Origin of the sequence: Cerasibacillus terrae (assembly GCF_008039555.1) — a bacterium.
GTDB lineage: Bacteria > Bacillota > Bacilli > Bacillales > Amphibacillaceae > Cerasibacillus > Cerasibacillus terrae.
Map to the genome: position 1 here is coordinate 1 of NZ_VDUW01000013.1, position 19,858 is coordinate 19,858.

Annotated in this window: 32 protein-coding genes and 2 pseudogenes; 8 read left to right on the forward strand and 26 right to left on the reverse strand. The window is 36.8% G+C overall.

From position 1 onward, the window contains the following. Nucleotides 1-127: 127 nt before the first annotated feature. Nucleotides 128-433: pseudogene (locus FHP05_RS13590) on the reverse strand (JAB domain-containing protein); the annotation flags it as partial. Nucleotides 434-847: 414 nt separating this feature from the next. Next, entirely contained in the window at nucleotides 848-1,435 is a 588-nt protein-coding gene (locus FHP05_RS15475) for a MerR family transcriptional regulator (RefSeq protein ID WP_210766939.1), read from the reverse strand. 246 nt (nucleotides 1,436-1,681) lie between these two features. Here FHP05_RS15475 and FHP05_RS13600 point away from each other — a divergent pair, with 246 nt between their 5' ends. The 8 genes from FHP05_RS13600 (at nucleotide 1,682) to FHP05_RS13635 (ending at nucleotide 6,327) form a co-directional block, all read left to right on the forward strand. Next, a complete protein-coding gene (locus FHP05_RS13600; protein WP_147670246.1) occupies nucleotides 1,682-1,969 on the forward strand; it encodes a hypothetical protein in 288 nt (95 codons plus the stop codon). Nucleotides 1,970-2,072: 103 nt separating this feature from the next. Beyond that, nucleotides 2,073-3,374, forward strand: coding sequence for an FtsK/SpoIIIE domain-containing protein (locus FHP05_RS13605; protein ID WP_147670248.1), 1,302 nt, complete (start codon nucleotides 2,073-2,075; stop codon nucleotides 3,372-3,374). A gap of 227 nt (nucleotides 3,375-3,601) precedes the next feature. Continuing rightward, complete coding sequence (locus FHP05_RS13610; RefSeq protein WP_147670250.1) at nucleotides 3,602-4,093, forward strand: hypothetical protein; 492 nt, start codon at nucleotides 3,602-3,604, stop codon at nucleotides 4,091-4,093. Further along, nucleotides 4,080-4,274 (forward strand): replication initiation factor domain-containing protein, encoded by a 195-nt coding sequence (locus tag FHP05_RS13615; protein WP_144519932.1) that lies wholly within the window; start codon nucleotides 4,080-4,082, stop codon nucleotides 4,272-4,274. The genes FHP05_RS13610 and FHP05_RS13615 overlap by 14 nt, the downstream gene beginning before the upstream one ends. Continuing rightward, nucleotides 4,271-4,759: a replication initiation factor domain-containing protein gene (locus tag FHP05_RS13620; RefSeq protein ID WP_147670252.1), complete on the forward strand. Its 489-nt coding sequence runs from the start codon at nucleotides 4,271-4,273 to the stop codon at nucleotides 4,757-4,759. Before FHP05_RS13615 ends, FHP05_RS13620 begins: the two co-directional genes overlap by 4 nt. Before the next feature lie 7 nt (nucleotides 4,760-4,766). Further along, complete coding sequence (locus FHP05_RS13625) at nucleotides 4,767-4,961, forward strand: hypothetical protein (protein WP_147670254.1); 195 nt, start codon at nucleotides 4,767-4,769, stop codon at nucleotides 4,959-4,961. A 33-nt stretch (nucleotides 4,962-4,994) separates the two neighbouring features. Further along, complete coding sequence (locus FHP05_RS13630; protein ID WP_147670256.1) at nucleotides 4,995-5,192, forward strand: MerR family transcriptional regulator; 198 nt, start codon at nucleotides 4,995-4,997, stop codon at nucleotides 5,190-5,192. A gap of 94 nt (nucleotides 5,193-5,286) precedes the next feature. After that, a complete protein-coding gene (locus FHP05_RS13635) occupies nucleotides 5,287-6,327 on the forward strand; it encodes a tyrosine-type recombinase/integrase (RefSeq protein ID WP_147670258.1) in 1,041 nt (346 codons plus the stop codon). A gap of 68 nt (nucleotides 6,328-6,395) precedes the next feature. On the opposite strand, the gene rpsI is transcribed toward FHP05_RS13635, so the two are convergent. From rpsI to rplX, 24 genes and pseudogenes are all read right to left on the reverse strand, one after another. After that, nucleotides 6,396-6,788: a 30S ribosomal protein S9 gene (gene rpsI / locus FHP05_RS13640; protein ID WP_147670260.1), complete on the reverse strand. Its 393-nt coding sequence runs from the start codon at nucleotides 6,786-6,788 to the stop codon at nucleotides 6,396-6,398. A gap of 19 nt (nucleotides 6,789-6,807) precedes the next feature. Continuing rightward, nucleotides 6,808-7,245, reverse strand: a complete 438-nt coding sequence (gene rplM / locus FHP05_RS13645; protein ID WP_147670262.1) for a 50S ribosomal protein L13 — start codon at nucleotides 7,243-7,245, stop codon at nucleotides 6,808-6,810. A gap of 175 nt (nucleotides 7,246-7,420) precedes the next feature. After that, nucleotides 7,421-8,170, reverse strand: coding sequence for a tRNA pseudouridine(38-40) synthase TruA (gene truA, locus FHP05_RS13650; protein WP_147670264.1), 750 nt, complete (start codon nucleotides 8,168-8,170; stop codon nucleotides 7,421-7,423). A gap of 14 nt (nucleotides 8,171-8,184) precedes the next feature. Further along, nucleotides 8,185-8,988, reverse strand: coding sequence for an energy-coupling factor transporter transmembrane component T family protein (locus FHP05_RS13655; protein WP_147670266.1), 804 nt, complete (start codon nucleotides 8,986-8,988; stop codon nucleotides 8,185-8,187). Next, the gene (locus FHP05_RS13660) at nucleotides 8,985-9,854 is read right to left on the reverse strand and encodes an energy-coupling factor ABC transporter ATP-binding protein (protein WP_147670268.1); all 870 of its coding nucleotides are present in this window, start codon (nucleotides 9,852-9,854) and stop codon (nucleotides 8,985-8,987) included. Before FHP05_RS13660 ends, FHP05_RS13655 begins: the two co-directional genes overlap by 4 nt. After that, entirely contained in the window at nucleotides 9,830-10,669 is an 840-nt protein-coding gene (locus FHP05_RS13665; RefSeq protein WP_147670270.1) for an energy-coupling factor ABC transporter ATP-binding protein, read from the reverse strand. The genes FHP05_RS13660 and FHP05_RS13665 overlap by 25 nt, the downstream gene beginning before the upstream one ends. Before the next feature lie 158 nt (nucleotides 10,670-10,827). Next, nucleotides 10,828-11,181 carry a 50S ribosomal protein L17 gene (gene rplQ / locus FHP05_RS13670; protein ID WP_147670272.1) on the reverse strand — a complete coding sequence of 118 codons (354 nt, stop codon included), beginning with the start codon at nucleotides 11,179-11,181 and terminating at the stop codon, nucleotides 10,828-10,830. Nucleotides 11,182-11,344: 163 nt separating this feature from the next. Continuing rightward, nucleotides 11,345-12,289, reverse strand: a complete 945-nt coding sequence (locus FHP05_RS13675) for a DNA-directed RNA polymerase subunit alpha (protein WP_147670274.1) — start codon at nucleotides 12,287-12,289, stop codon at nucleotides 11,345-11,347. 211 nt (nucleotides 12,290-12,500) lie between these two features. Continuing rightward, entirely contained in the window at nucleotides 12,501-12,893 is a 393-nt protein-coding gene (rpsK, locus tag FHP05_RS13680) for a 30S ribosomal protein S11 (protein WP_147670276.1), read from the reverse strand. Between the two features lie 32 nt (nucleotides 12,894-12,925). Next, nucleotides 12,926-13,279, reverse strand: a complete 354-nt coding sequence (gene rpsM, locus FHP05_RS13685) for a 30S ribosomal protein S13 (RefSeq protein ID WP_147670277.1) — start codon at nucleotides 13,277-13,279, stop codon at nucleotides 12,926-12,928. A gap of 24 nt (nucleotides 13,280-13,303) precedes the next feature. Continuing rightward, entirely contained in the window at nucleotides 13,304-13,417 is a 114-nt protein-coding gene (gene rpmJ, locus FHP05_RS13690) for a 50S ribosomal protein L36 (protein WP_010095733.1), read from the reverse strand. 35 nt (nucleotides 13,418-13,452) lie between these two features. Next, the gene (infA, locus tag FHP05_RS13695; protein ID WP_147670279.1) at nucleotides 13,453-13,671 is read right to left on the reverse strand and encodes a translation initiation factor IF-1; all 219 of its coding nucleotides are present in this window, start codon (nucleotides 13,669-13,671) and stop codon (nucleotides 13,453-13,455) included. Beyond that, nucleotides 13,649-13,983, reverse strand: a pseudogene (locus tag FHP05_RS13700) (KOW motif-containing protein). Before FHP05_RS13700 ends, infA begins: the two are co-directional and overlap by 23 nt. A gap of 139 nt (nucleotides 13,984-14,122) precedes the next feature. Continuing rightward, entirely contained in the window at nucleotides 14,123-14,764 is a 642-nt protein-coding gene (locus FHP05_RS13705) for an adenylate kinase (RefSeq protein WP_147670281.1), read from the reverse strand. 30 nt (nucleotides 14,765-14,794) lie between these two features. After that, entirely contained in the window at nucleotides 14,795-16,084 is a 1,290-nt protein-coding gene (gene secY / locus FHP05_RS13710; protein ID WP_147670283.1) for a preprotein translocase subunit SecY, read from the reverse strand. After that, nucleotides 16,084-16,524 (reverse strand): 50S ribosomal protein L15, encoded by a 441-nt coding sequence (gene rplO / locus FHP05_RS13715; protein ID WP_147670285.1) that lies wholly within the window; start codon nucleotides 16,522-16,524, stop codon nucleotides 16,084-16,086. Before rplO ends, secY begins: the two co-directional genes overlap by 1 nt. A gap of 31 nt (nucleotides 16,525-16,555) precedes the next feature. Further along, nucleotides 16,556-16,738, reverse strand: coding sequence for a 50S ribosomal protein L30 (gene rpmD / locus FHP05_RS13720; protein ID WP_147670287.1), 183 nt, complete (start codon nucleotides 16,736-16,738; stop codon nucleotides 16,556-16,558). A gap of 14 nt (nucleotides 16,739-16,752) precedes the next feature. Next, nucleotides 16,753-17,256, reverse strand: coding sequence for a 30S ribosomal protein S5 (gene rpsE, locus FHP05_RS13725; protein ID WP_147670289.1), 504 nt, complete (start codon nucleotides 17,254-17,256; stop codon nucleotides 16,753-16,755). Between the two features lie 23 nt (nucleotides 17,257-17,279). Beyond that, nucleotides 17,280-17,642: a 50S ribosomal protein L18 gene (gene rplR / locus FHP05_RS13730; protein ID WP_147670291.1), complete on the reverse strand. Its 363-nt coding sequence runs from the start codon at nucleotides 17,640-17,642 to the stop codon at nucleotides 17,280-17,282. A 30-nt stretch (nucleotides 17,643-17,672) separates the two neighbouring features. Beyond that, the gene (gene rplF, locus FHP05_RS13735) at nucleotides 17,673-18,209 is read right to left on the reverse strand and encodes a 50S ribosomal protein L6 (protein WP_147670293.1); all 537 of its coding nucleotides are present in this window, start codon (nucleotides 18,207-18,209) and stop codon (nucleotides 17,673-17,675) included. Between the two features lie 29 nt (nucleotides 18,210-18,238). Then, nucleotides 18,239-18,637 (reverse strand): 30S ribosomal protein S8, encoded by a 399-nt coding sequence (rpsH, locus tag FHP05_RS13740; RefSeq protein ID WP_147670295.1) that lies wholly within the window; start codon nucleotides 18,635-18,637, stop codon nucleotides 18,239-18,241. A gap of 29 nt (nucleotides 18,638-18,666) precedes the next feature. Next, on the reverse strand, nucleotides 18,667-18,852 hold the full coding sequence (locus tag FHP05_RS13745; protein ID WP_147670297.1) for a type Z 30S ribosomal protein S14: 186 nt from the start codon (nucleotides 18,850-18,852) through the stop codon (nucleotides 18,667-18,669). Nucleotides 18,853-18,958: 106 nt separating this feature from the next. Continuing rightward, nucleotides 18,959-19,498: a 50S ribosomal protein L5 gene (gene rplE, locus FHP05_RS13750; protein WP_147670299.1), complete on the reverse strand. Its 540-nt coding sequence runs from the start codon at nucleotides 19,496-19,498 to the stop codon at nucleotides 18,959-18,961. A gap of 26 nt (nucleotides 19,499-19,524) precedes the next feature. Further along, nucleotides 19,525-19,836 (reverse strand): 50S ribosomal protein L24, encoded by a 312-nt coding sequence (rplX, locus tag FHP05_RS13755; RefSeq protein ID WP_147670301.1) that lies wholly within the window; start codon nucleotides 19,834-19,836, stop codon nucleotides 19,525-19,527. Nucleotides 19,837-19,858 lie beyond the last annotated feature (22 nt).

Below are 19,858 nucleotides of genomic sequence, written 5' to 3' on the forward strand. Positions count from 1 at the left end.
CCCCCTCTTTAAACACTTTAAGTACTACAAATTATAAACCTTGTTAATTTTTATTTAAAGTAAAATCTCCCTTTAACATCTCCTCCTAAACTACTTTAACTACTATTATTTATTATACTATGGTTAATATGTCACCACTTGGATGCTGATGTGCAACAATTACACTTGCTGCATTATTAAGTATTGCTGATTTAAACACCTCGCGCGGATGAACGAGTGAGGCATTCAACGAACCAACATGACAACGATGAACTGCAACAACATTATTTTTCGTATTTAAACACATAACAAAAAACACTTCACGATCATCACGACCAATAAAGCGAGATGCTATCTTTGCTCCGTCTTCTGGATTACGAATGATATAATCAACACCTTCTTCTGCTTCTCTGATAATTTGTTCAATGCGAACTACTTCTAAAATGGTTTCCATCTAGATCAACCTCTCTATTATTTTTTTGACCTTTTTGGTCACCAAAGAGAGAATCTTCGCATCGATTATTGTCAAGTGGCGTAAGTAGCAAAGCTATCAAGTGATTCGTATATGTTATGAGGAAGCCCAATGAATTAGGGTGCGTTAAAAGCGTTAATTTGCTTTCTTACGCACCCTTATCCTACTTGGCTGACTCAGAACATTCGAAGAACGAAGACCCTTTACATAATCGATAATTCGTCTCTGCTTTACAGACGAATTAGAAGATTATAATTGGTAGAGCTGAAAAGGTAAAATCTGACGGATGCACCTACTCCCTATCTGCACTTGCCCTATTAGAAATTCAAATAAATTTTTATCCTACTTTATTGTCATAAATATTAACGAGTTTGCTCCCTTTCTTTTATAAGTCTTTCAATCTTTATAATTTTTTATATAAGCCTTTTCCTTTAAATCAACTATTGCTTGTCCGTATTCTAAATCTGAATGCATGGATGGTTCGTTTATGGTAAACAAAATCTTTTCTAAGTGTTCCATATCAAACTTAACATCGGGAAACAACTTTCTAAAACACATTTCCAATTTGTCTTCTCTAATTTTATTTAATGCAGGTACTTTATAATCATACATGTCATCAATCTCTTGCTGTCTTCTATCAACATCCGTCATGCTAGCTAACCATTGGTTATACTCTATTTCTTTTTTCTGCATATCGGTTGCTATTTTTTCTTTATCTTTACGTGCTAATTCCTTGTTCTTTTTCCTCAATAAATTGGTTCTCTTAATTTCTTCTAGCTTTAAGACATCAGATTTCCTATACCTTATATCCCTATTTCTCTTTGGACGAGGTTGTATGCAGTCAATCCCTAACTCTTCTAACCATCTTTGTATTGTCCTTTGAGTCACTAGTTGGTTTACACCATATTTCATATCTATAAAATCTAATATTTCATTTTGTGCAACCTCTTCATTTAACATATCATCAGCTTTATCATTTAACACTTTAACATTCCTCCATAAATGTCGTTATCAATTATTAAATGTCGTTATAAAATATAATATCATTAACATATTATAAGTGCAACATATTTTATTATTTGTCATGATGACATGTCTTGATAAAGCGGCAAGTATTAGCTAAAATATAGGTAGATCAAAAATAAAGGAGTGCAAAACACTATGAAGAAATTAAGACAGTTTAATAAGTTCGATGCCGAGGGTTTTTTCAAGGATAAGGACGTACGAGTGATGGCTCATGAACCGTGGAACGAGTATGAAGACGGTCAAGTCACAAAACAGTTAGGGACTAAATACAAGTGCGTTATTGCGACAGATAACACAAAGTACGAAGGTGATGACGTTCAACCAGACCTTAATGCCGGTGAGCAAATTGATGTGAAAGTGCCACAACCGCCAAAGAGTTATAAGAAATTTAGTAGAATCACGTTTGTGAATCCGACAGCTTCTGTGTATGGAACGTTCATGAGTGAACTTTCTGTCAAGGCAGATGATGTAGACATTGTTCAACCAAAATAAAGAACGAACGGTAGTCAGTTCCCTTTCTATCGTCAAATACACTTTTATACCTGTGACCGCCCCTTATCAGGGGGCGGAACCACAATATTAGGACGTGTATTATGTGAAGAAAACGTATCGGATGCAACGTGGTTTTATTTCATTTTTATTCATTGGATTTTTTCTTATTTTATGGTTTTTCTTTTCTAAACTGTATCCATTGATTCTTGAACAAATAACGATCATACAGCTCCCACATATTGAGTCAAATATCTTCTTGTTTCCTGTAGGCTTGGTGGTAGTTGGTTTGCTCGTTAGTTGGTCATTTCGCAATAAATTATGGTTCGGTCTATTTTTTTCTGTACATTATTATTTGATGGTAAAAAGAATTAGAAGACATGTTAAAGATGCTAGATTCGAGGATGAACGTGAGTTTGATAATCGTTTAGTTAAATTACCGATAATCAAAATTGAATTTGATGATAATCGCGCAAGGAAATCAGGAAAAGTGTTTATTCAAAACTCAATTAAATTCGACAAGAAGTTAGAAGACATGAGAATTGATGCAGCGTTAGAAGGATACGTAAGTGAACGTCAATATTTGTCTAAAGACCGTAATTGGTACATCTATGAGTTCTATGCTGTAGATTCACAAAAACAACTTGAGATTAAATCAGCAAGTGACTTGATTGAGTGGTCAAACAAGAAAACTGACGATTACGCCCTACGTTTAGATGAGCGTGCAACTGTACCGTTTCATCATATGGGATTAGTTGGGCAAACAGGTAGTGGTAAATCGTTTTTTATTCAAATGCTAGTTGAACAAGTATTATCAAAAAAGGTCAGTCATGAGTTATTCATAATTGATCCAAAGCGTACTGACATGTACCAAATGGCTAAACGTACCGTTGGCGATGAGCGAACAGCCGATAAAACAAATGCGATTGAATTGATTAAACAGTTTCATGAGCGTATGAAAAAACGACAAGATGAATTACAAGATTATTTCATATCAAATCGTAACAAAACGTATAGGGATGCTGGTTTACCGGCTTTAATTTTGCTTATAGATGAATTCGGGGCATTAAGAGAGTCATGGAAGACTTTAGCGAAAAAAGAACGTGATGAAGTCGATAGCATACTATCTGATGTTGCTTTCATGGGTCGTCAACTAGGGTGTATTCTGTGGGTCGCTACGCAACAAATGAACGCACAGACTATGCCAACAGCGATTAGAGAACAGCTCGTTTTGAAGATTGCTTTAGGTGATAGTGATGAGCAAACCTATAGAACTCTGTTTTCTTCTGGTGTGGATATACCGCCAGTTCAATTTACTGCTGGTCAAGGGATTTACAGTTATCCAGGGCTAGCAAGTGCAGACAAGCCACGGTTGTTGACCGTTCCTTACTGTAGCTTTTTGAATTGAAGCACCTAGCTTTTCCTTAAGGAGCGACGACACAAAGAGCGGAAGGGGACCCGCCGTTCAGGCGGGGAAGGTTCCGCTCCGTGCTTTACACCTTTAGGAGAGCTGGGGTGCAGGTAATCACCCCAGCTCCAGTCAGGAGTAAAACCCACACCAAAGCCTATTCTTATAGGCTTTTACACCAAGAATACTTTACCTAAAGTTTTCTTAGCAAAAGGAGTGAATAGAACATGATTAAACCAGATATTGACCAGTTTACACTCGTATTACAAACAACAGGCGTGTTTGACTTTGATGAATGGCGTGACTGGGTAGCAAAAAGTCTAATAAGTACCTTCTTAATTAAATCTAAGATGCATAAGCTATTTGACAACTTCGGTAAAGCTGACGTTAAGCTACCAGAAGGCTACACAATAGGTTACTCATTCATCAATGCACCTTTTTATTTCTGTATCGCTTATCATGAAGCATTTACGAAAATGGGTGTGATTGTCAAATATAGTGCATATGCATGGCATGAGTATCGAAAGCGATATGAAGCAGAATTTAATGAACCTATTCATTTACACACCTTTTTAAAAATGATTGATTCGGATGAATATAGTTTTAGACTTTCACGAATTGATATCTGTTGTGACTTTATTAATGAAGGTATTGATATTGCTAAATTAAAACGCTCAATTGAAGAAAAGAGGACTGAATTGCGCTATGGCAAGTACTAATAAAAGTTATCTACAAAAGGTTATTGATGACAACAAAGAAAAACCATACAAAAGAAACAACTCGAAAGTGTCCGACGTATCGAAAGATTTTCAAGCACAAACATTGTATATCGGGGCAAAAAGCAGAAATACAAAAGTGCATTTACGCATTTATGATAAAAAAGAGGAACAACTGTCATGAAACACATGCGCCATATCGCTAAAGAAGTGGATGACTGGACACGTGTTGAAGCAGAGTTTTCAGGTGATTACGCCCATCAATTAACAGATGCAATTAAAGAATGTAGTACAGATGAACAGCTTAAAAATTTAATTATTAGTTCTCTACTTGATCGCTACATGTTCTTTTATGTTAATTCTAATCGACCTCATAAGATAACTAGATTAATGCTTGAATTGTTAGATGAAAAGAACTTTCACTTTGAATCACCATCTCCACGAAATAACTTATTAGAACAGTCGATAGACCATTTAATTAAGGGGTCTGGTCTACTCCCCACATTGTGGAAAGTTCAACAAATATGGGGAGGCAACACAGCAAAAGAATTAATTGATTATTTATATAAACAGTACTATGAAGAATTCGAACCCAATGATGACCATATATCTTGGTTAAATAAATACAAGGTACTTTACCAATTAGAAGGTAAGCCATGGAAAGGATGATATTTAAATGAGTTTTCCAAAATTAAAAGAACATATACAACACATTGTCGAAATAGTAGACTTTTTCCAGAACGGTAAAGGAACGATTAATAAAACGGATAATCATTCTGATTACCAAAATAGCTACTATACACCAGAAGATATTTTAGGACAAATCAAATATGATGCTGAACAAGCACTAAAAGAACTAAATAAATTTTAAAATTAAATCTCAGCATAAAGGAGATGATGCCACATGAGCATAAACATGGCTACAAAGGATTATCCATATCTTTTAACAAGGGAACAAGCATCAGATTTTTTAGGTATAGACCCAAAGTCTTTTGATAAATATATTCGCCCACATGAAGAGCTAGATCGTTTCATGATTGGTAAGCGTGAACGCTACACAATGAAGTCTTTAATACACTTTATCGAAAAACACTCCGTTTAAAATGTCGACAGTTGATAAGATGTTAGTTTCAGAATACAATACAGATGTATTCAACTAGCATCTATCAACTTTATTTTTGAAAGGGATTGATAGCATGGCTAGTATTGTAAAAAGAGGAAAGTCATATCGAGCACAAATTTCTTTGTACAAATATGGAGAACACAAAAAACTAACTAAAACATTTCCGACTAAGAAGGAAGCAAAACTTTGGGCTTTAGAAATGGAATTAGCGAAAGGAGAAGGAAAAGAACTTGCTCACAGAACAACAACATTTGCGGACTTCTTCGAAAATTGGATTTATCTTGTAAAGGTTAATGACGTTAAAGAAACGACATTTCAAAATTATGTTCGTACTTTAGGAGTTATAAGAAATTTATTTCAGGATATCCAATTAAAAGATTTAAATGATATTGTTGTTCAGAAAAAGATTGATGAGTATGCCAAGACACATTCACGAAAAACAACACATGAGGTTCTTCTTAAAATAAAAACATCTTTACGTGATGCATATGCTCGTGGCTATATTGCAAATGATTTTGCACGTTTAGTAAAAACACGTGGAGAGAATCCACCTAAACGTAATAAAGCATTATCTATCACCGACTTTAGAAAGCTTCGTAATTACGTTTTACAGCATCCAGAAGACGAGTTTAACTTACTTGTATTACTGGCATTAGAAACGGGGATGCGACGTGGAGAATTGCTAGCAATACGCCCAGAGAATCTTTATGAATACGGAATAAAAGTTAGACATTCAATCAGTCCTACTTCTGATGACACTTCGTTAAAGACACAAAATGCAAAACGTGATTTTTCTATTAACAAAGAAGTATATGAACTCATTCGTAAAATTCCTGTTAAAGAGAATGGTTATATTTTCAGCTTTGGTGGTTTTAAACAGTCGGAACAATTAGCGGAGTTATTGAAGAAATTAGATATTAAGAAAACAACGTTTCACGGTTTAAGAGACACTCATGCATCATTTTTATTTTCTCAAGACATAGATATTGCTTATGTATCAAAGCGATTAGGTCACATCAATATTCAAACCACACAGAATTATTATCTGGAATTAATGCCAGAAAAAAAGCACCAGCAAGATGCCGATGCTTTAAATCTGTTAAGTGCTTTATAAGGTTCAAGCTGATTTGAACCAACTTGAACCAAAAAAGCTCTGTAAACACTGATATATCAATGTTTCTATTAACGTTTTGAGAACTGTGGTGCACGACGAGCTTTCTTAAGACCGTATTTCTTACGCTCTTTCATACGTGCGTCACGTGTTAAGAATCCTTCGCGTTTTAGAGTAGCACGGAATTCTGGGTTTGCTTCTAGAAGTGCACGGGAAATTCCGTGACGGATTGCACCAGCTTGGCCAGTTAATCCTCCACCATGAACATTTACTAAAACATCGTATGTTCCTTGTGTTTCAGTTGCTGCTAATGGTTGGTTCATAATAAGCAATTGTGTTTCATATGGAAAATAGTCTTTTGCATCACGATCGTTAATCACGATACGGCCAGTTCCAGGAACTAAACGTACACGTGCTGTTGATTTTTTACGACGACCTGTGCCATAGTATTGTACTTGTGCCAATTGATTTACCTCCCTTTAATTATCCACGAAGCTCGTAAACTTCTGGTTTTTGTGCTTGTTGGTTATGTTCAGAACCTTTATAAACGAATAGTTTCTTACCCATTTTACGTCCAAGTGTACCTTTAGGTAGCATGCCTTTTACAGCAGTTTCAATCATTCGTTCTGGGTATTTTTCGCGCATTTCTGCAGCAGAACGTTCTTTTAGTCCACCTGCGTAACCACTGTGATGATAATATTTTTTATTCATTTCTTTATTTCCTGTTAATTCTATTTTTTCAGCGTTGATCACAATAACATAATCACCTGTGTCAGCATGTGGTGTGTATGTTGGTTTATGTTTTCCACGAAGGATTTTTGCAACTTCACTAGATAAACGTCCAAGACGCTTGCCTTCAGCATCAACAATTAACCATTTGCGTTCGATATTACCTTCATTCGCCATGAATGTTGTACGCATATCATTTTCCCTCCAATTTCAAGTTCGAATCATTTTGTTATTCCTATTTATAAACATAATTAGTTTCGGGGCTAATCATGGTATTAGAAATAAAACGCCATAAAAAATTATATAACAAAAGTGAAGATAATGTCAAGGTTTAAACAACTTTTCCACGTGTTTTCTTTTTTTTTATTCATTCTGCTCCATATATTACATTCCATAAATATAACCCTTGGGCTGGAGCTGTTTTTCCACTTTGTTGGCGGTCTTTTTTTGCCAAGATATCCGATATACTTGAAGGTTCTCGTTTTCCTTGACCAACCTCTAGTAATGTTCCTACTAAAATACGAACCATATGATATAAAAATCCATTACCACGGAACGTAAAAATAACTTCTGAGCCATTCCTTTTACACGTTGCTTCATAAATCGTTCTTACTTTACTCCCTTTTGCCGTTGATCTTGCAGAAGAAAAGGATGTGAAATCATGTTTTCCCTCTAAATACTTGCATGCTTCTTCCATCTTTAGGACATTTAAATAGTAAGGGAATTGATATACATAATTTCTCCTAAATGGGTTTAATTCCGCTTCATTTAAAACAATGTAGTGATACTCCTTCTCGAGTGCCGAGAAACGAGCGTGAAATGATGCGGGGGCTTTCTCTGCTTGTTTAATATAAATATCCTTCTTTAGGAGGGCATTTAGGGCTTTCTTCCAACTTTCTACATCTAACTGAAGGGGTGTCTCAAAATGGATAGTTTGGGCCACCGCATGGACTCCTGCATCTGTTCTACCAGAAGGATATAGACGAATAGCTTGCCCTTTATGTATTTTTTGCAATGCCTTTTCTATTTCCCCTTGTACAGTCCGTTTATGGGGCTGAATTTGGAATCCAGAAAAGTTTGTCCCATCATAACTAATCGTACATTTTATCTTTTCCATTGCCCACATGCCCCTTATCCATAATTTCTCGTTAAAAATAAACCAATGATCACACAAATAAATAATATATAAATCCAAATATCTAGTTTACTTATTTTCAACTCACGTAATTTCGTTCGCCCTTCTCCACCTTGATATCCTCTTGCCTCCATTGCCATTGCTAACTCTTCTGCTCGCTTAAATGCACTGACAAAAAGCGGTACAAGTAATGGAATAACAGCTTTTAAACGTTCTTTAACAGGTCCTGTCCGAAAGTCGACACCTCTTGATGCTTGAGCTTTTGAAATTTTATCTGTCTCTTGCAGTAATGTTGGAATAAACCGTAGTGAAATTGACATCATTAAAGCCAATTCATGAACAGGAAACTTAATTTTCTTTAATGGGTGAAGTATCTGTTCTACTGCATCTGTGATGGCAATTGGTGTTGTTGTCAGTGTAAGTAGGGATGTAATTAAAATAAGCAAGAAAAAGCGCATTGAAATAGCAATCCCTTGGATGACACCACCCGTGTAAATTTTAATAAAAGACCACTCCAATAATAGTATCCCATCTTTATTAATAAAAAGATGTAAGAGAAAGGTGAATACGATTAAGAACCAGATAGGCATTAAGCCCTTCATTACAAAGCGAATCGGCACTTTGGATGCAAACATGCTTAATAGGCCAAATAAGGTTAAAACAGCGTAGCTCCAAAATGAATTCGCAAAAAAAACGATAATTACAAAAAAGAAAATAATTGTAATTTTTGTCCGTGGGTCTAACCGATGAACAACTGAATTTCCAGGTACATATTGACCTATAATCAGCGTGTTATTCATGGTGATTCAACTCCTCTTAAAACCTGTTGAATCTCTTTTGCTAACTGATCAGAAGTTTGCTTCTGGAACGGAATTTCTCGCTTAAATTTACGCGCAAACTTATCCAGAAACTGAATCATCTCAGGTGTGTCCAACTGTACTTTATTTAATGCCTCCACCTGTGTAAATACTTCTTCAGGTCGGCCTTCCATATATTTCTTTCCTTTATTTAGGATTATAATATGGTCCGCATATTTCACCGCATCTTCCATACTATGTGTGACTAATACAGTGGTCATGTTCTCCTTCTGATGCAAATGATAGAACATATCCATTATTTCCTTTTGGCCTCGTGGATCTAAACCAGCTGTTGGTTCATCTAATACGAGAATACGTGGTTTCACTGCTAACACTCCAGCTATGGCCACTCGGCGCATTTGTCCACCACTTAAATCAAATGGTGATCGTTCTAGTAAATCTTCGGAAAGGCCTACCATTGGTATAATTTCTTGAATCCGCTTTTCTATTTCCCTATCAGCCACACCAAAGTTCTGGGGACCAAAAGCAATATCTTTCGCGATTGTTTCTTCAAATAATTGGTGTTCTGGATATTGGAAAACAACACCAACTTGACTTCGTAACTTCTTCATGTCTTTTGGTTTTTCTTTATTTGTGATACGGAAATCACCGATCATAACCTCTCCTTCAGTAGGAGCTGCTAATCCATTTAAATGCTGAATTAATGTTGATTTACCTGAACCCGTATGACCAATAATGGCAACAAATGAACCGGATGGGATAGAAAAAGAAATATCATCAAGTGCTTGATGAGCAAATGGTGTGTTTTTTTGATAAATATAGCTCACATCTTTGAATGTAATGTCCATAGTTCCTCCAATAATTCTTCATGATTTAATGGTTCATTTTCTATTGGTATTTGACACTTTCGTAATTCATCTGCCATTATCGTTGTAAAGGGAACATCAAGGCCTATCTTCCGTAGCGCAGCACTTTCTGAAAATATTTCTTTCGGTGTAGCTTCTCTCCATATTTCCCCTTTGTTCATCACAATGACTCGCTCTGCTTGGACAACCTCATTTAAATCATGTGTAATCGTAATCAGTGATAAATCATGCTCTTTTTGAATGGACTGAACCGTATCCATAATCTCTAGTCTCCCTCTTGGGTCAAGCATAGAAGTTGCTTCATCTAAAATAAGTACATGTGGTGATATAGCTAATACACCAGCAATGGCAACTCGTTGCTTCTGCCCGCCAGATAGTCTATATGGTTCAGCTAAAAGGTAATCCTCCATACCCACAGCATGTAGGGACTTACGAATTCGGTGAACCATGACTTCCCTAGGAAACCCTCGATTCTCCATACCGAAAGCAACATCATCTTGCACGGTTGTTCCGACAAATTGATTATCCGGATTTTGAAAAACCATACCTACATCTCGGCGAATATTCCAAACTGTTTCTTCGTTAACAGCCTGTCCATCAATTAAAATTTCCCCTTCTTGAGGAAACAAAAGACCGTTCATTAATTTTGCAATGGTAGATTTACCAGACCCATTATGACCGATAATTGCAACCCATTCATTATCATATATATCAAATGAAACGTTCTTCAATACCCAAGGACCCTCATCTGTGTACCTGAAGGACACATTTCTAAACTCTATTAACTTCTTTTTCATCCCTATTCTTCCTCCCCTAAAACCTTCGCTCAACTGCTTGGGCATTTTCACATTTTTTGGATATCTTAATCAATCATACCATCATTTTTCATGCAAAAAAAGGGCCTGGATTCACCTCATGAAAGAGATTCAGTCCTGCCCTTAGCTTGTATGGTTCGTTACACAAGTTCAATAATCGCACTTTTGGCTCCGTCACCTTGACGAGTACCCAATTTAAGTATGCGAGTATATCCACCTTGTCGTTCTTCGTAACGTGGTGCGATATCATCAAAAAGTTTTTGAATAACTTTTTTATCTTCATCATTTGTTTTATTGTAAAGAAAAGCTGCTGCTTGACGACGGGCATGTAGATCGCCACGTTTACCAAGCGTAATCATTTTCTCTACTACTTTTTTTAGTTCCTTCGCTTTTGCTTCTGTTGTTTCAATACGTTCGTGAAGAATTAAATCAGATGCAAGGTTGCGAAGTAATGCCATACGTGCGTCTGTAGTACGACCTAGCTTTCTTGGCATGGAAAGTCCCTCCCTTATTTAAATGTAATTGCTCAAAAAGTAGTAGATTGACAACATAATTTCTCGTATCTACCTTACAATTAAAAGGGAATTATATTACCAGAACTACATTAGTAATCCATTACTCTTTTTGAACAAACTTTTTCTAATGATGTCGTCCGTATTAGTCATCTTTACGCAAACCTAAATTTAAATCTGCTAATTTAGATTTAACTTCATCTAGTGATTTTCGCCCTAAATTCCGAACTTTCATCATATCTTCTTCAGATTTTGTTGTAAGCTCTTGTACAGTATTAATACCCGCACGCTTTAAGCAGTTATATGACCTTACAGATAAGTCAAGTTCCTCAACAGTCATCTCCATGACCTTTTCTTTCTGATCTTCTTCTTTTTCAACCATAATTTCTGCTGTTTGAGCTTCTTCTGTTAAACCAACAAATATGTTAAGATGTTCTGTTAGGATTTTAGCACCAAGGGAAACAGCTTCCTCTGGTCGAATGCTTCCATCTGTCCAAACATCTAGAGTTAATTTGTCATAGTTTGCACTTTGACCTACTCGGGTGTTCTCAACTTGATAGTTAGCACGTGAAACGGGCGTAAATATCGAATCAATTGGAACAACTCCAATTGGTAAGTCATCCTTTTTATTTTCCTCTGCAGGACGATAACCCCGGCCACGTTCCGCAGACAACTTCATATGCAAGTTGCCTTTTTCATTGAGTGTTGCTATATGGAGATCAGGATTCAATACTTCTACATCACTATCATAAATCAAGTCTGCAGCGGTAACTGTCCCCTCTCCTTGCACATCTATTTCCAATGTTTTTACTTCATCGGAATAAATTTTTAGAGCTAGATTTTTTAAATTTAAAACAATCGTTGTCACATCTTCAACAACTCCATCGATTGTTGAAAATTCATGTAGAGCTCCATCGATTTGAACTGATGTAACAGCAGCTCCTGGAAGTGAGGATAGTAGGATACGACGCAAGGAGTTTCCTAATGTAGTACCATATCCACGTTCAAGCGGTTCAACAACGAACTTCCCAAAAGTAGCATCCTCGCTGATCTCTACCGTTTCTATCTTCGGCTTTTCAATTTCGATCATTCCTAAAAACCCCTCCTTAAAAACGTCGAAACCCCGGTTAAACACAATGTTTAACCGAAATTCCCCAAATAGGCAGTTTACGTCTCTGCGCTATTAGTTTCCGTACATATTGTCTATGCGATGTTGTTTAATAGGTCCATGTTAAAAATTTCTATCTTTAGCCATCATAACCCATTATTGACAGGCTGACAAATTCTATACGCTCTAATACTTAAACACGACGACGTTTTGGTGGGCGGCAACCATTATGTGGAACTGGAGTTACGTCACGAATTGCAGTAATGTCCAATCCAGCTGCTTGAAGAGAACGAATTGCTGCCTCACGACCAGCACCAGGACCTTTAACAGTTACTTCCAATGTTTTCATACCAGTTTCTAAAGCTGGCTTTGCTGCAGTTTCAGCAGCCATCTGGGCAGCAAAAGGAGTTGATTTACGTGAACCTTTAAATCCTAATGCACCTGCAGAACTCCATGAAACGACATTACCATGTGTATCTGTGATTGTTACAATGGTATTATTGAATGTTGAACGAATATGTGCTACTCCAGAGTCAATTACTTTTTTCACACGACGTTTACGATTAGTAGTTTTTTGACGAGCCATTTGCTAACTTTCCTCCTTTACGTACTTATTTTTTATCTAATTGATTGACGTGGTCCTTTACGAGTACGAGCATTGTTTTTTGTGCTTTGTCCACGTACAGGAAGTCCCCGGCGATGACGCATACCTCTATATGAGCCAATTTCAATTAAACGTTTAATGTTTAATGATTTTTCACGACGAAGATCCCCTTCAATCGTATACTCGTTTACCGCCTGGCGAATTTTACCAAGTTCTTCTTCTGTTAAGTCACGAACACGTGTATCTTCAGAAACGCCTGCTTCTTGGAGAATGTTTTGTGCTGTTGACTTACCAATTCCATAAATATATGTTAATGAAATAACAATACGTTTATCACGTGGAATATCAATACCTGCTATACGAGCCATTTTTAGATTGCACCTCCTCAAATTTTATCCTTGTTTTTGCTTATGTTTAGGATTTTCACAAATCACCATTACTTTACCTTTTCGTTTGATTACTTTACACTTTTCACAAATTGGTTTAACGGATGCTCTGACTTTCATTTTCTTTACCTCCTTTTATATCGGAGCTTGTGCACTTATTTATAACGATACGTAATTCGTCCTTTAGTCAAATCATACGGTGAAAGTTCTACAGTCACTTTATCACCTGGTAAGATACGAATGAAGTGCATACGAATTTTACCAGAAACATGTGCCAAAACGGTATGACCATTTTCTAACTCCACATTAAACATAGCATTCGGTAATGTTTCTTTAACAGTACCTTCTACTTCAATAACGTCTTCTTTTGCCATCGTGTTGATCTCCCTTCTTTAATCAGTCACAATCTCACTTACAAATTTATCTAAAGCAAATCGTAATTTTCCATTTGTGACACGACCAGTTTCTAGAAGGCTGTTTTGGACTTCCGGAGAGACGTAATCGATTAATTCGACATGACTCCGATTTTTCTTCTTCGGAGAGTCATATTTGCGTTTTTCTCCATCAGCAAGTAATACAAATCGATCATCAATCGTTTTTAATATGATTGCATATTGACCTGCTTCACGTCCTTGCAGAATACGGACAACTTGACCTATTCGCGGAATACCATCCACTTCGCTCAACAACGATCACCTTCATTTAGGTTTTTTAATGTTTTGTAACACCTATACGATTTACTGCGAGTTGTGTGTCACGTTTATCATTGATAACACTTCGACATTCATTATATATTATCAAATAAAGATTTACATTCTATCCTTATTAATCAAGAATTGCTTGAATATCTTTAAATACCTGATTAATATCTTGATCGCCATTCACATCTACAAGATAATTTTTCTCTTTATAGAAATCCAATAATGGTTGGCTCTGTTCAATATTAATCTTTAAGCGATTTTTGACGGTTTCTTCTGTGTCATCATCTCGTTGGTCTAACTTAGAGCCGTCTTTATCACATACTCCCTCTTGTTTAGGGGGATTATATAAGACATGATAAGTTGCACCACAAGTTGGACAAACACGACGACCTGTTAGACGCTCGACCAATTTATCTTTTGGTACATTTACATGTATTACATAATCGATTTTCTCGTTCATTTCCGTTAATAGCTGTTGTAATGCTTCTGCTTGAGCTATAGTTCTTGGAAAGCCATCTAACAAAAATCCATCTTTACAATCATCTTTCGCTAGACGTTCTTTCACAATACCAATTGTTACCTCATCTGGAACAAGGTTTCCTTGATCCATGAAAGATTTGGCTTGTTTCCCGAGCTCTGTCCCTTCTTTTATGGCTAAACGGAACATATCTCCTGTTGAAATATGAGGGATGTCATATGTTTCATTAATTTTCTCTGCCTGTGTGCCTTTTCCAGCACCAGGTAGACCCATCAAGATTAAATTCATTACCTTCCCCTCGCTTTCATCTGGCCGTTATTACCTGATAAAACCTCTGTAATGACGTTTAACTAACTGGCTTTCAAGCTGTTTCATTGTTTGAAGTGCTACCCCTACAACAATAAGTAGACTTGTTCCACCAATTTGAATACCGGATGGAAGTCCTGCCAATCCACCTAATAAAATAGGAAGAACAGAAACTGCTGCTAAGAAAATAGCCCCAACAAATGTCAAACGATTCATTACTCGAGTTAAATATGTCTCTGTATTTTTACCAGGTCGAATTCCTGGAATATATCCACCTTGCTTTTGTAAATTCTCTGCCATTTGTTCAGGATTTACTTGAACAAATGTATAGAAATACGTAAAGGCAATAATTAATGCTACATAAATAACCATACCTGCAGGTTGTGTATAATCAAAGACATATTCAATTACTCCTGCAACCTTTCCTTCAAAAAATCCTGCTACCGTTCGTGGTGCAATAATGAAGGCTATTGCAAAGATAACCGGAATAACTCCTGCAGCATTTACTTTAAGTGGTAAATGTGTAGAATGGCCACCCACTGGTGAGCGATTTACCAGTTTTTTCGCATATTGTATCGGTATTTTACGTAATGCCTGTTGGATGAAAATGACACCGACTGTAACAGCAATAACAACCAAGACAATCAGTGCAACTGTTACAATGTTTAAAAATAATTCATCACCAGGATTATCAAAATACTGAATATATAACTGTTTTACTCCATCTGGTACAGCAGCAACAATCCCAGCAAAGATAAGTATGGAAATCCCATTACCTACCCCATGTGCGGTTATTTGTTCCCCTAACCACATCAGAAATGTCGTTCCTGCAGTTAATACTAAAGCAATAACAACGAATTTTAAAACACCTGGATTAGCAATCAATAAACCCCCAGCCATTGTGTTAAAGCCAATGGACATTGCAATAGCTTGAACAAATGCCAGCACAACTGTTCCATACCTAGTAACCTGTGCTAGTTTTTTACGTCCAGCTTCTCCTTGGTCTTTCCACTCTGTAAACTTAGGGACAACATCCATTTGAAGGAGTTGCATAATAATTGATGCTGTAATATAAGGCATAATCCCCATTGCAAAGATCGAGAAATTTTGCAATGCCCCACCACCAAATGTATTTAAAAATCCAAAGACATTTTGCTGGTTCATAAAATCAATAGCCTGCTTATCTGTAAATGGTACAGGAATAAATGTACCCAGACGGAATACAACAAGCATAAGCAGGGTGAAGATAATTTTCCGTCTAATGTCACCCACGCGCATAAAATTGGAGATTGTGCGAAACATTAAATCACCTCTGCCTTACCGCCCGCTGCCTCAATTGCTTCTTTAGCTGAAGCTGAGAACTTGTGAGCTTTTACAGTATATTGATTTTCAAGTGTTCCATTACCTAAAATTTTAATACCTGATTTTAGGTTATTCACGATACCTTCTTGAAGTAAGAGCTCTGGTGTGATTTCTGTACCATCTTTAAATAGATTTAATGTACTTAAGTTTACAATCGCATATTCTTTACGATTGATATTTGTAAATCCACGTTTTGGAAGGCGTTGGAATAATGGAGTTTGACCACCTTCAAAACCTGGGCGTAATAGTCCACCACTACGCGCCTTCTGTCCTTTATGACCTTTTCCTGATGTTTTACCATTTCCTGAAGCCATACCACGTCCAACGCGATTACGTTTTTTACGAGATCCTTGTTCTGGTTTCAATTCATGAAGTTTCATTCGAGCACCTCCTCTTTACGCTAAATATTTATTAAATTTCTTCTACTGTTACAAGGTGAGACACTTTGTTGATCATTCCACGAACAGATGGTGTGTCATCTCTTTCAACAGATTGATATACTTTTTTCAAACCAAGTGCTTCAATTGTTTGTAACTGTCCTTTTTGAGCACCAATAACACTGCGTTTGAGGGTGATTTTAATTTTATTGGACATGTGGCTTCCCTCCCTTATCCTAACAGTTCTTCTACAGATTTACCGCGTAGTTTTGCTACATCTTCCGCACGTTTTAGGCTCGCTAAACCGTTAATAGTAGCACGAACAACGTTAATCGGTGTATTTGAACCTAGGGATTTTGTTAAAATGTCACCAATTCCTGCTAGCTCAAGAACCGCACGAACCGGTCCACCTGAAATAACTCCTGTACCTTCAGCAGCTGGCTTCATTAATACATTACCAGAACCAAATTGACCGTGAATTTCATGTGGAATAGTTGTTCCAACAATAGGTACTTTAACTAAATTTTTCTTCGCATCTTCAATTGCTTTCTTAATAGCATCTGGTACTTCTAATGCTTTTCCAGTACCAAAACCTACGTGGCCATTTTTATCGCCAACAACAACTAATGCTGTGAAACGAAAATTACGTCCACCTTTTACTACTTTTGCTACACGATTGACCGTTACAACACGTTCTTCGAGTTCTATTTTATTTGAATCAATGCTTTTACGCATCTATAGGTACCCTCCTTTATCAATTAAAATTCAAGACCTGCTTCTCGAGCAGCCTCTGCTAAAGCTTTTATACGCCCATGAAAAAGGTAACCACCGCGGTCAAATACTACTGATTTATATCCTTTTTCTTGAGCACGTTTTGCGACCAACTCTCCAACTTGCTTGGCAGCTTCTACTGAGCTCGTTGAATCAAGTGATAGCTCTTTATCTACAGTTGATGCTTCTACTAAAGTTTTTCCTTCTGTATCATCAATCAACTGTGCGTAGATATGTTTATTGGAACGAAACACGTTTAAACGTGGTTGTTGTTCTGTACCTGACAATGTACGACGAACACGTGCATGTCTTCTTTTGCGTGTTACGTTTTTGCTAGTTTTAGTGATCATTAACGTCACTCCTTTCTGCTCTTACCAACGTTATTTAGCAGTCTTTCCTTCTTTACGTTGCACATATTCACCAACATATTTAATACCTTTTCCTTTATAAGGTTCAGGTGGTCTGATTGCACGAATATTAGCGGCAAGTGCACCTACTGCTTCTTTGTCAATACCTTTAACAATAATGTGCGTGTTTTTAGGTACATCCACTTCGATACCGTCTTGTGGTTCGATTTCTACAGGATGTGAATATCCTGCATTAATAATAACTTTATTTCCCTGCTTTTGAGCACGATAACCAACACCAGTAATTTCTAATTCTTTTTGATATCCTTTAGAAACACCTTCCACCATATTAGCAATGATGCTGCGTGTTGTTCCGTGTAGGGAACAATTCTCTTTTGAGTCACTAGGACGTTCAACGAAGAGAGTGTTGTCTTCTATTTTAACGTTCATCTTTTCACTGATTGTTTTTGTTAATTCACCTTTTGGCCCTTTTACTTGAACATTATTTCCGTTAAGTGTAACTTCTACACCTTCTGGAAGCTTAATTGGGCTTAATCCTGTACGAGACATTACTTGCACCTCCTCAACCTAATTATTCCTTACCAAACATATGCAAGAACTTCGCCACCAACAGCTTGTGCGCGAGCTTCTTTATCAGATAGTACACCTTTTGATGTTGATACGATTGCAATGCCAAGTCCGTTTAATACACGAGGTACTTCTGTTGCTTTTGCATATACACGAAGTCCTGGCTTACTGATTCTTCTTAGACCTGTAATGACACGTTCTTCACTCGGTCCGTATTTTAGAAAAATACGAAGAATACCTTGTTTGTTATCTTCTACATATTCGTAGTCTCGAACGAAACCTTCTCGTTTAAGAATATCAGCAATTTCCTTTTTCATTTTAGAAGCAGGAAGCTCTAATTTATCATGTTTTACTGAGCTCGCATTACGAATACGAGTTAACATATCAGCAATTGGATCTGTCATAACCATTACTCATTACCTCCTTTTCTAACCGGGGTTTACCAGCTTGCTTTTTTGACACCAGGAATTTGACCTTTATGGGCAAGTTCACGGAAACAAATACGGCAAAGTTTAAATTTACGAATTACAGAATGCGGACGACCACAACGTTCACAACGTGTATATTCACGAACTTTAAACTTTTGTGGACGTTTTTGTTTTGCGATCATTGATTTTTTAGCCACAATTTTCCCTCCTTATTTAGCTCTCAAAACGGGGTCGAAATATACCATATTAGATAACAAAATTTGATTATCTATCACTTGTTTTATATCCGAACAATTATAGGATTTACTTTTTAAATGGCATTCCTAGTTGAGCTAAAAGTTCACGAGCTTCTTCATCCGTATTAGAAGTAGTTACAATTACGATATCCATTCCACGGACTTTATTCACTTTATCATAATCAATTTCTGGGAAAATCAATTGTTCTTTGATACCTAATGTATAGTTACCACGGCCATCAAATGCCTTTTTAGAGATACCACGGAAGTCACGAACCCTTGGTAAAGCAACACCAATTAACTTTTGTAAGAATTCGTACATACGTGTGCCTCGAAGTGTTACTTTCGCTCCGATTGGCATTCCTTCACGAAGGCGAAAACCGGCAATTGATTTCTTTGCACGAGTGATTACTGGTTTCTGTCCAGAAATTAGTGTTAGTTCTTCAACTGCACTATCTAGTGCTTTTGCATTTTGAACTGCATCACCTACACCCATGTTGATTACAATTTTCTCGATTCCTGGTACTTCCATAACAGATTTATAATTAAACTTCTCAACTAGAGATGGAACAACTTCTTCTTGATATTTTTCTTTCAACTGGTTCATCATGTCGCCCTCCTTTCACCAACAATTTATTTATCTAAAGGTTCACCGGATTTTTTTGCAATGCGAACTTTCTTCCCATCATGTACTTCATAGCCAACACGAGTTGGTTCGCCGGATTTAGGGTCGATTGGCATTACATTGGAAACATGGATCGGTGCTTCTTGATTGATAATTCCGCCTTGCGGATTTTCTTGTGAAGGTTTAGCGTGCTTTTGCACCATATTTATACCTTCTACGAGTACACGATCCTTTTTAGGAAATGCTTCTAATACTGTACCTTGTTTTCCGCGGTCTTTTCCGGAAATCACTTTTACATTATCGCCTTTTTTTACATGCATACTTGATGCACCTCCTTACAAG

Bases quoted from the DNA above. Each gene is read 5' to 3' on its own strand.
- FHP05_RS13600 (WP_147670246.1), top strand. From the start codon at position 1,682: ATGGCTCATGAACCGTGGAACGAGTATGAAGACGGTCAAGTCACAAAA.
- FHP05_RS13610 (WP_147670250.1), top strand. From the start codon at position 3,602: ATGATTAAACCAGATATTGACCAGTTTACACTCGTATTACAAACAACA.
- FHP05_RS13615 (WP_144519932.1), top strand. From the start codon at position 4,080: ATGGCAAGTACTAATAAAAGTTATCTACAAAAGGTTATTGATGACAAC.
- FHP05_RS13620 (WP_147670252.1), top strand. From the start codon at position 4,271: ATGAAACACATGCGCCATATCGCTAAAGAAGTGGATGACTGGACACGT.
- FHP05_RS13625 (WP_147670254.1), top strand. From the start codon at position 4,767: ATGAGTTTTCCAAAATTAAAAGAACATATACAACACATTGTCGAAATA.
- FHP05_RS13630 (WP_147670256.1), top strand. From the start codon at position 4,995: ATGAGCATAAACATGGCTACAAAGGATTATCCATATCTTTTAACAAGG.
- FHP05_RS13635 (WP_147670258.1), top strand. From the start codon at position 5,287: ATGGCTAGTATTGTAAAAAGAGGAAAGTCATATCGAGCACAAATTTCT.
- rplM (WP_147670262.1), bottom strand. From the start codon at position 7,245: ATGCGTACAACATTCATGGCGAATGAAGGTAATATCGAACGCAAATGG.
- truA (WP_147670264.1), bottom strand. From the start codon at position 8,170: ATGGAAAAGATAAAATGTACGATTAGTTATGATGGGACAAACTTTTCT.
- FHP05_RS13655 (WP_147670266.1), bottom strand. From the start codon at position 8,988: ATGAATAACACGCTGATTATAGGTCAATATGTACCTGGAAATTCAGTT.
- FHP05_RS13660 (WP_147670268.1), bottom strand. From the start codon at position 9,854: ATGGACATTACATTCAAAGATGTGAGCTATATTTATCAAAAAAACACA.
- FHP05_RS13665 (WP_147670270.1), bottom strand. From the start codon at position 10,669: ATGAAAAAGAAGTTAATAGAGTTTAGAAATGTGTCCTTCAGGTACACA.
- rplQ (WP_147670272.1), bottom strand. From the start codon at position 11,181: ATGCCAAGAAAGCTAGGTCGTACTACAGACGCACGTATGGCATTACTT.
- FHP05_RS13675 (WP_147670274.1), bottom strand. From the start codon at position 12,289: ATGATCGAAATTGAAAAGCCGAAGATAGAAACGGTAGAGATCAGCGAG.
- rpsK (WP_147670276.1), bottom strand. From the start codon at position 12,893: ATGGCTCGTCAAAAAACTACTAATCGTAAACGTCGTGTGAAAAAAGTA.
- rpsM (WP_147670277.1), bottom strand. From the start codon at position 13,279: ATGGCTCGTATAGCAGGTATTGATATTCCACGTGATAAACGTATTGTT.
- rpmJ (WP_010095733.1), bottom strand. From the start codon at position 13,417: ATGAAAGTCAGAGCATCCGTTAAACCAATTTGTGAAAAGTGTAAAGTA.
- infA (WP_147670279.1), bottom strand. From the start codon at position 13,671: ATGGCAAAAGAAGACGTTATTGAAGTAGAAGGTACTGTTAAAGAAACA.
- FHP05_RS13705 (WP_147670281.1), bottom strand. From the start codon at position 14,764: ATGAATTTAATCTTGATGGGTCTACCTGGTGCTGGAAAAGGCACACAG.
- secY (WP_147670283.1), bottom strand. From the start codon at position 16,084: ATGTTTCGCACAATCTCCAATTTTATGCGCGTGGGTGACATTAGACGG.
- rplO (WP_147670285.1), bottom strand. From the start codon at position 16,524: ATGAAACTTCATGAATTGAAACCAGAACAAGGATCTCGTAAAAAACGT.
- rpmD (WP_147670287.1), bottom strand. From the start codon at position 16,738: ATGTCCAATAAAATTAAAATCACCCTCAAACGCAGTGTTATTGGTGCT.
- rpsE (WP_147670289.1), bottom strand. From the start codon at position 17,256: ATGCGTAAAAGCATTGATTCAAATAAAATAGAACTCGAAGAACGTGTT.
- rplR (WP_147670291.1), bottom strand. From the start codon at position 17,642: ATGATCACTAAAACTAGCAAAAACGTAACACGCAAAAGAAGACATGCA.
- rplF (WP_147670293.1), bottom strand. From the start codon at position 18,209: ATGTCTCGTACAGGATTAAGCCCAATTAAGCTTCCAGAAGGTGTAGAA.
- rpsH (WP_147670295.1), bottom strand. From the start codon at position 18,637: ATGGTTATGACAGATCCAATTGCTGATATGTTAACTCGTATTCGTAAT.
- rplE (WP_147670299.1), bottom strand. From the start codon at position 19,498: ATGAACCAGTTGAAAGAAAAATATCAAGAAGAAGTTGTTCCATCTCTA.
- rplX (WP_147670301.1), bottom strand. From the start codon at position 19,836: ATGCATGTAAAAAAAGGCGATAATGTAAAAGTGATTTCCGGAAAAGAC.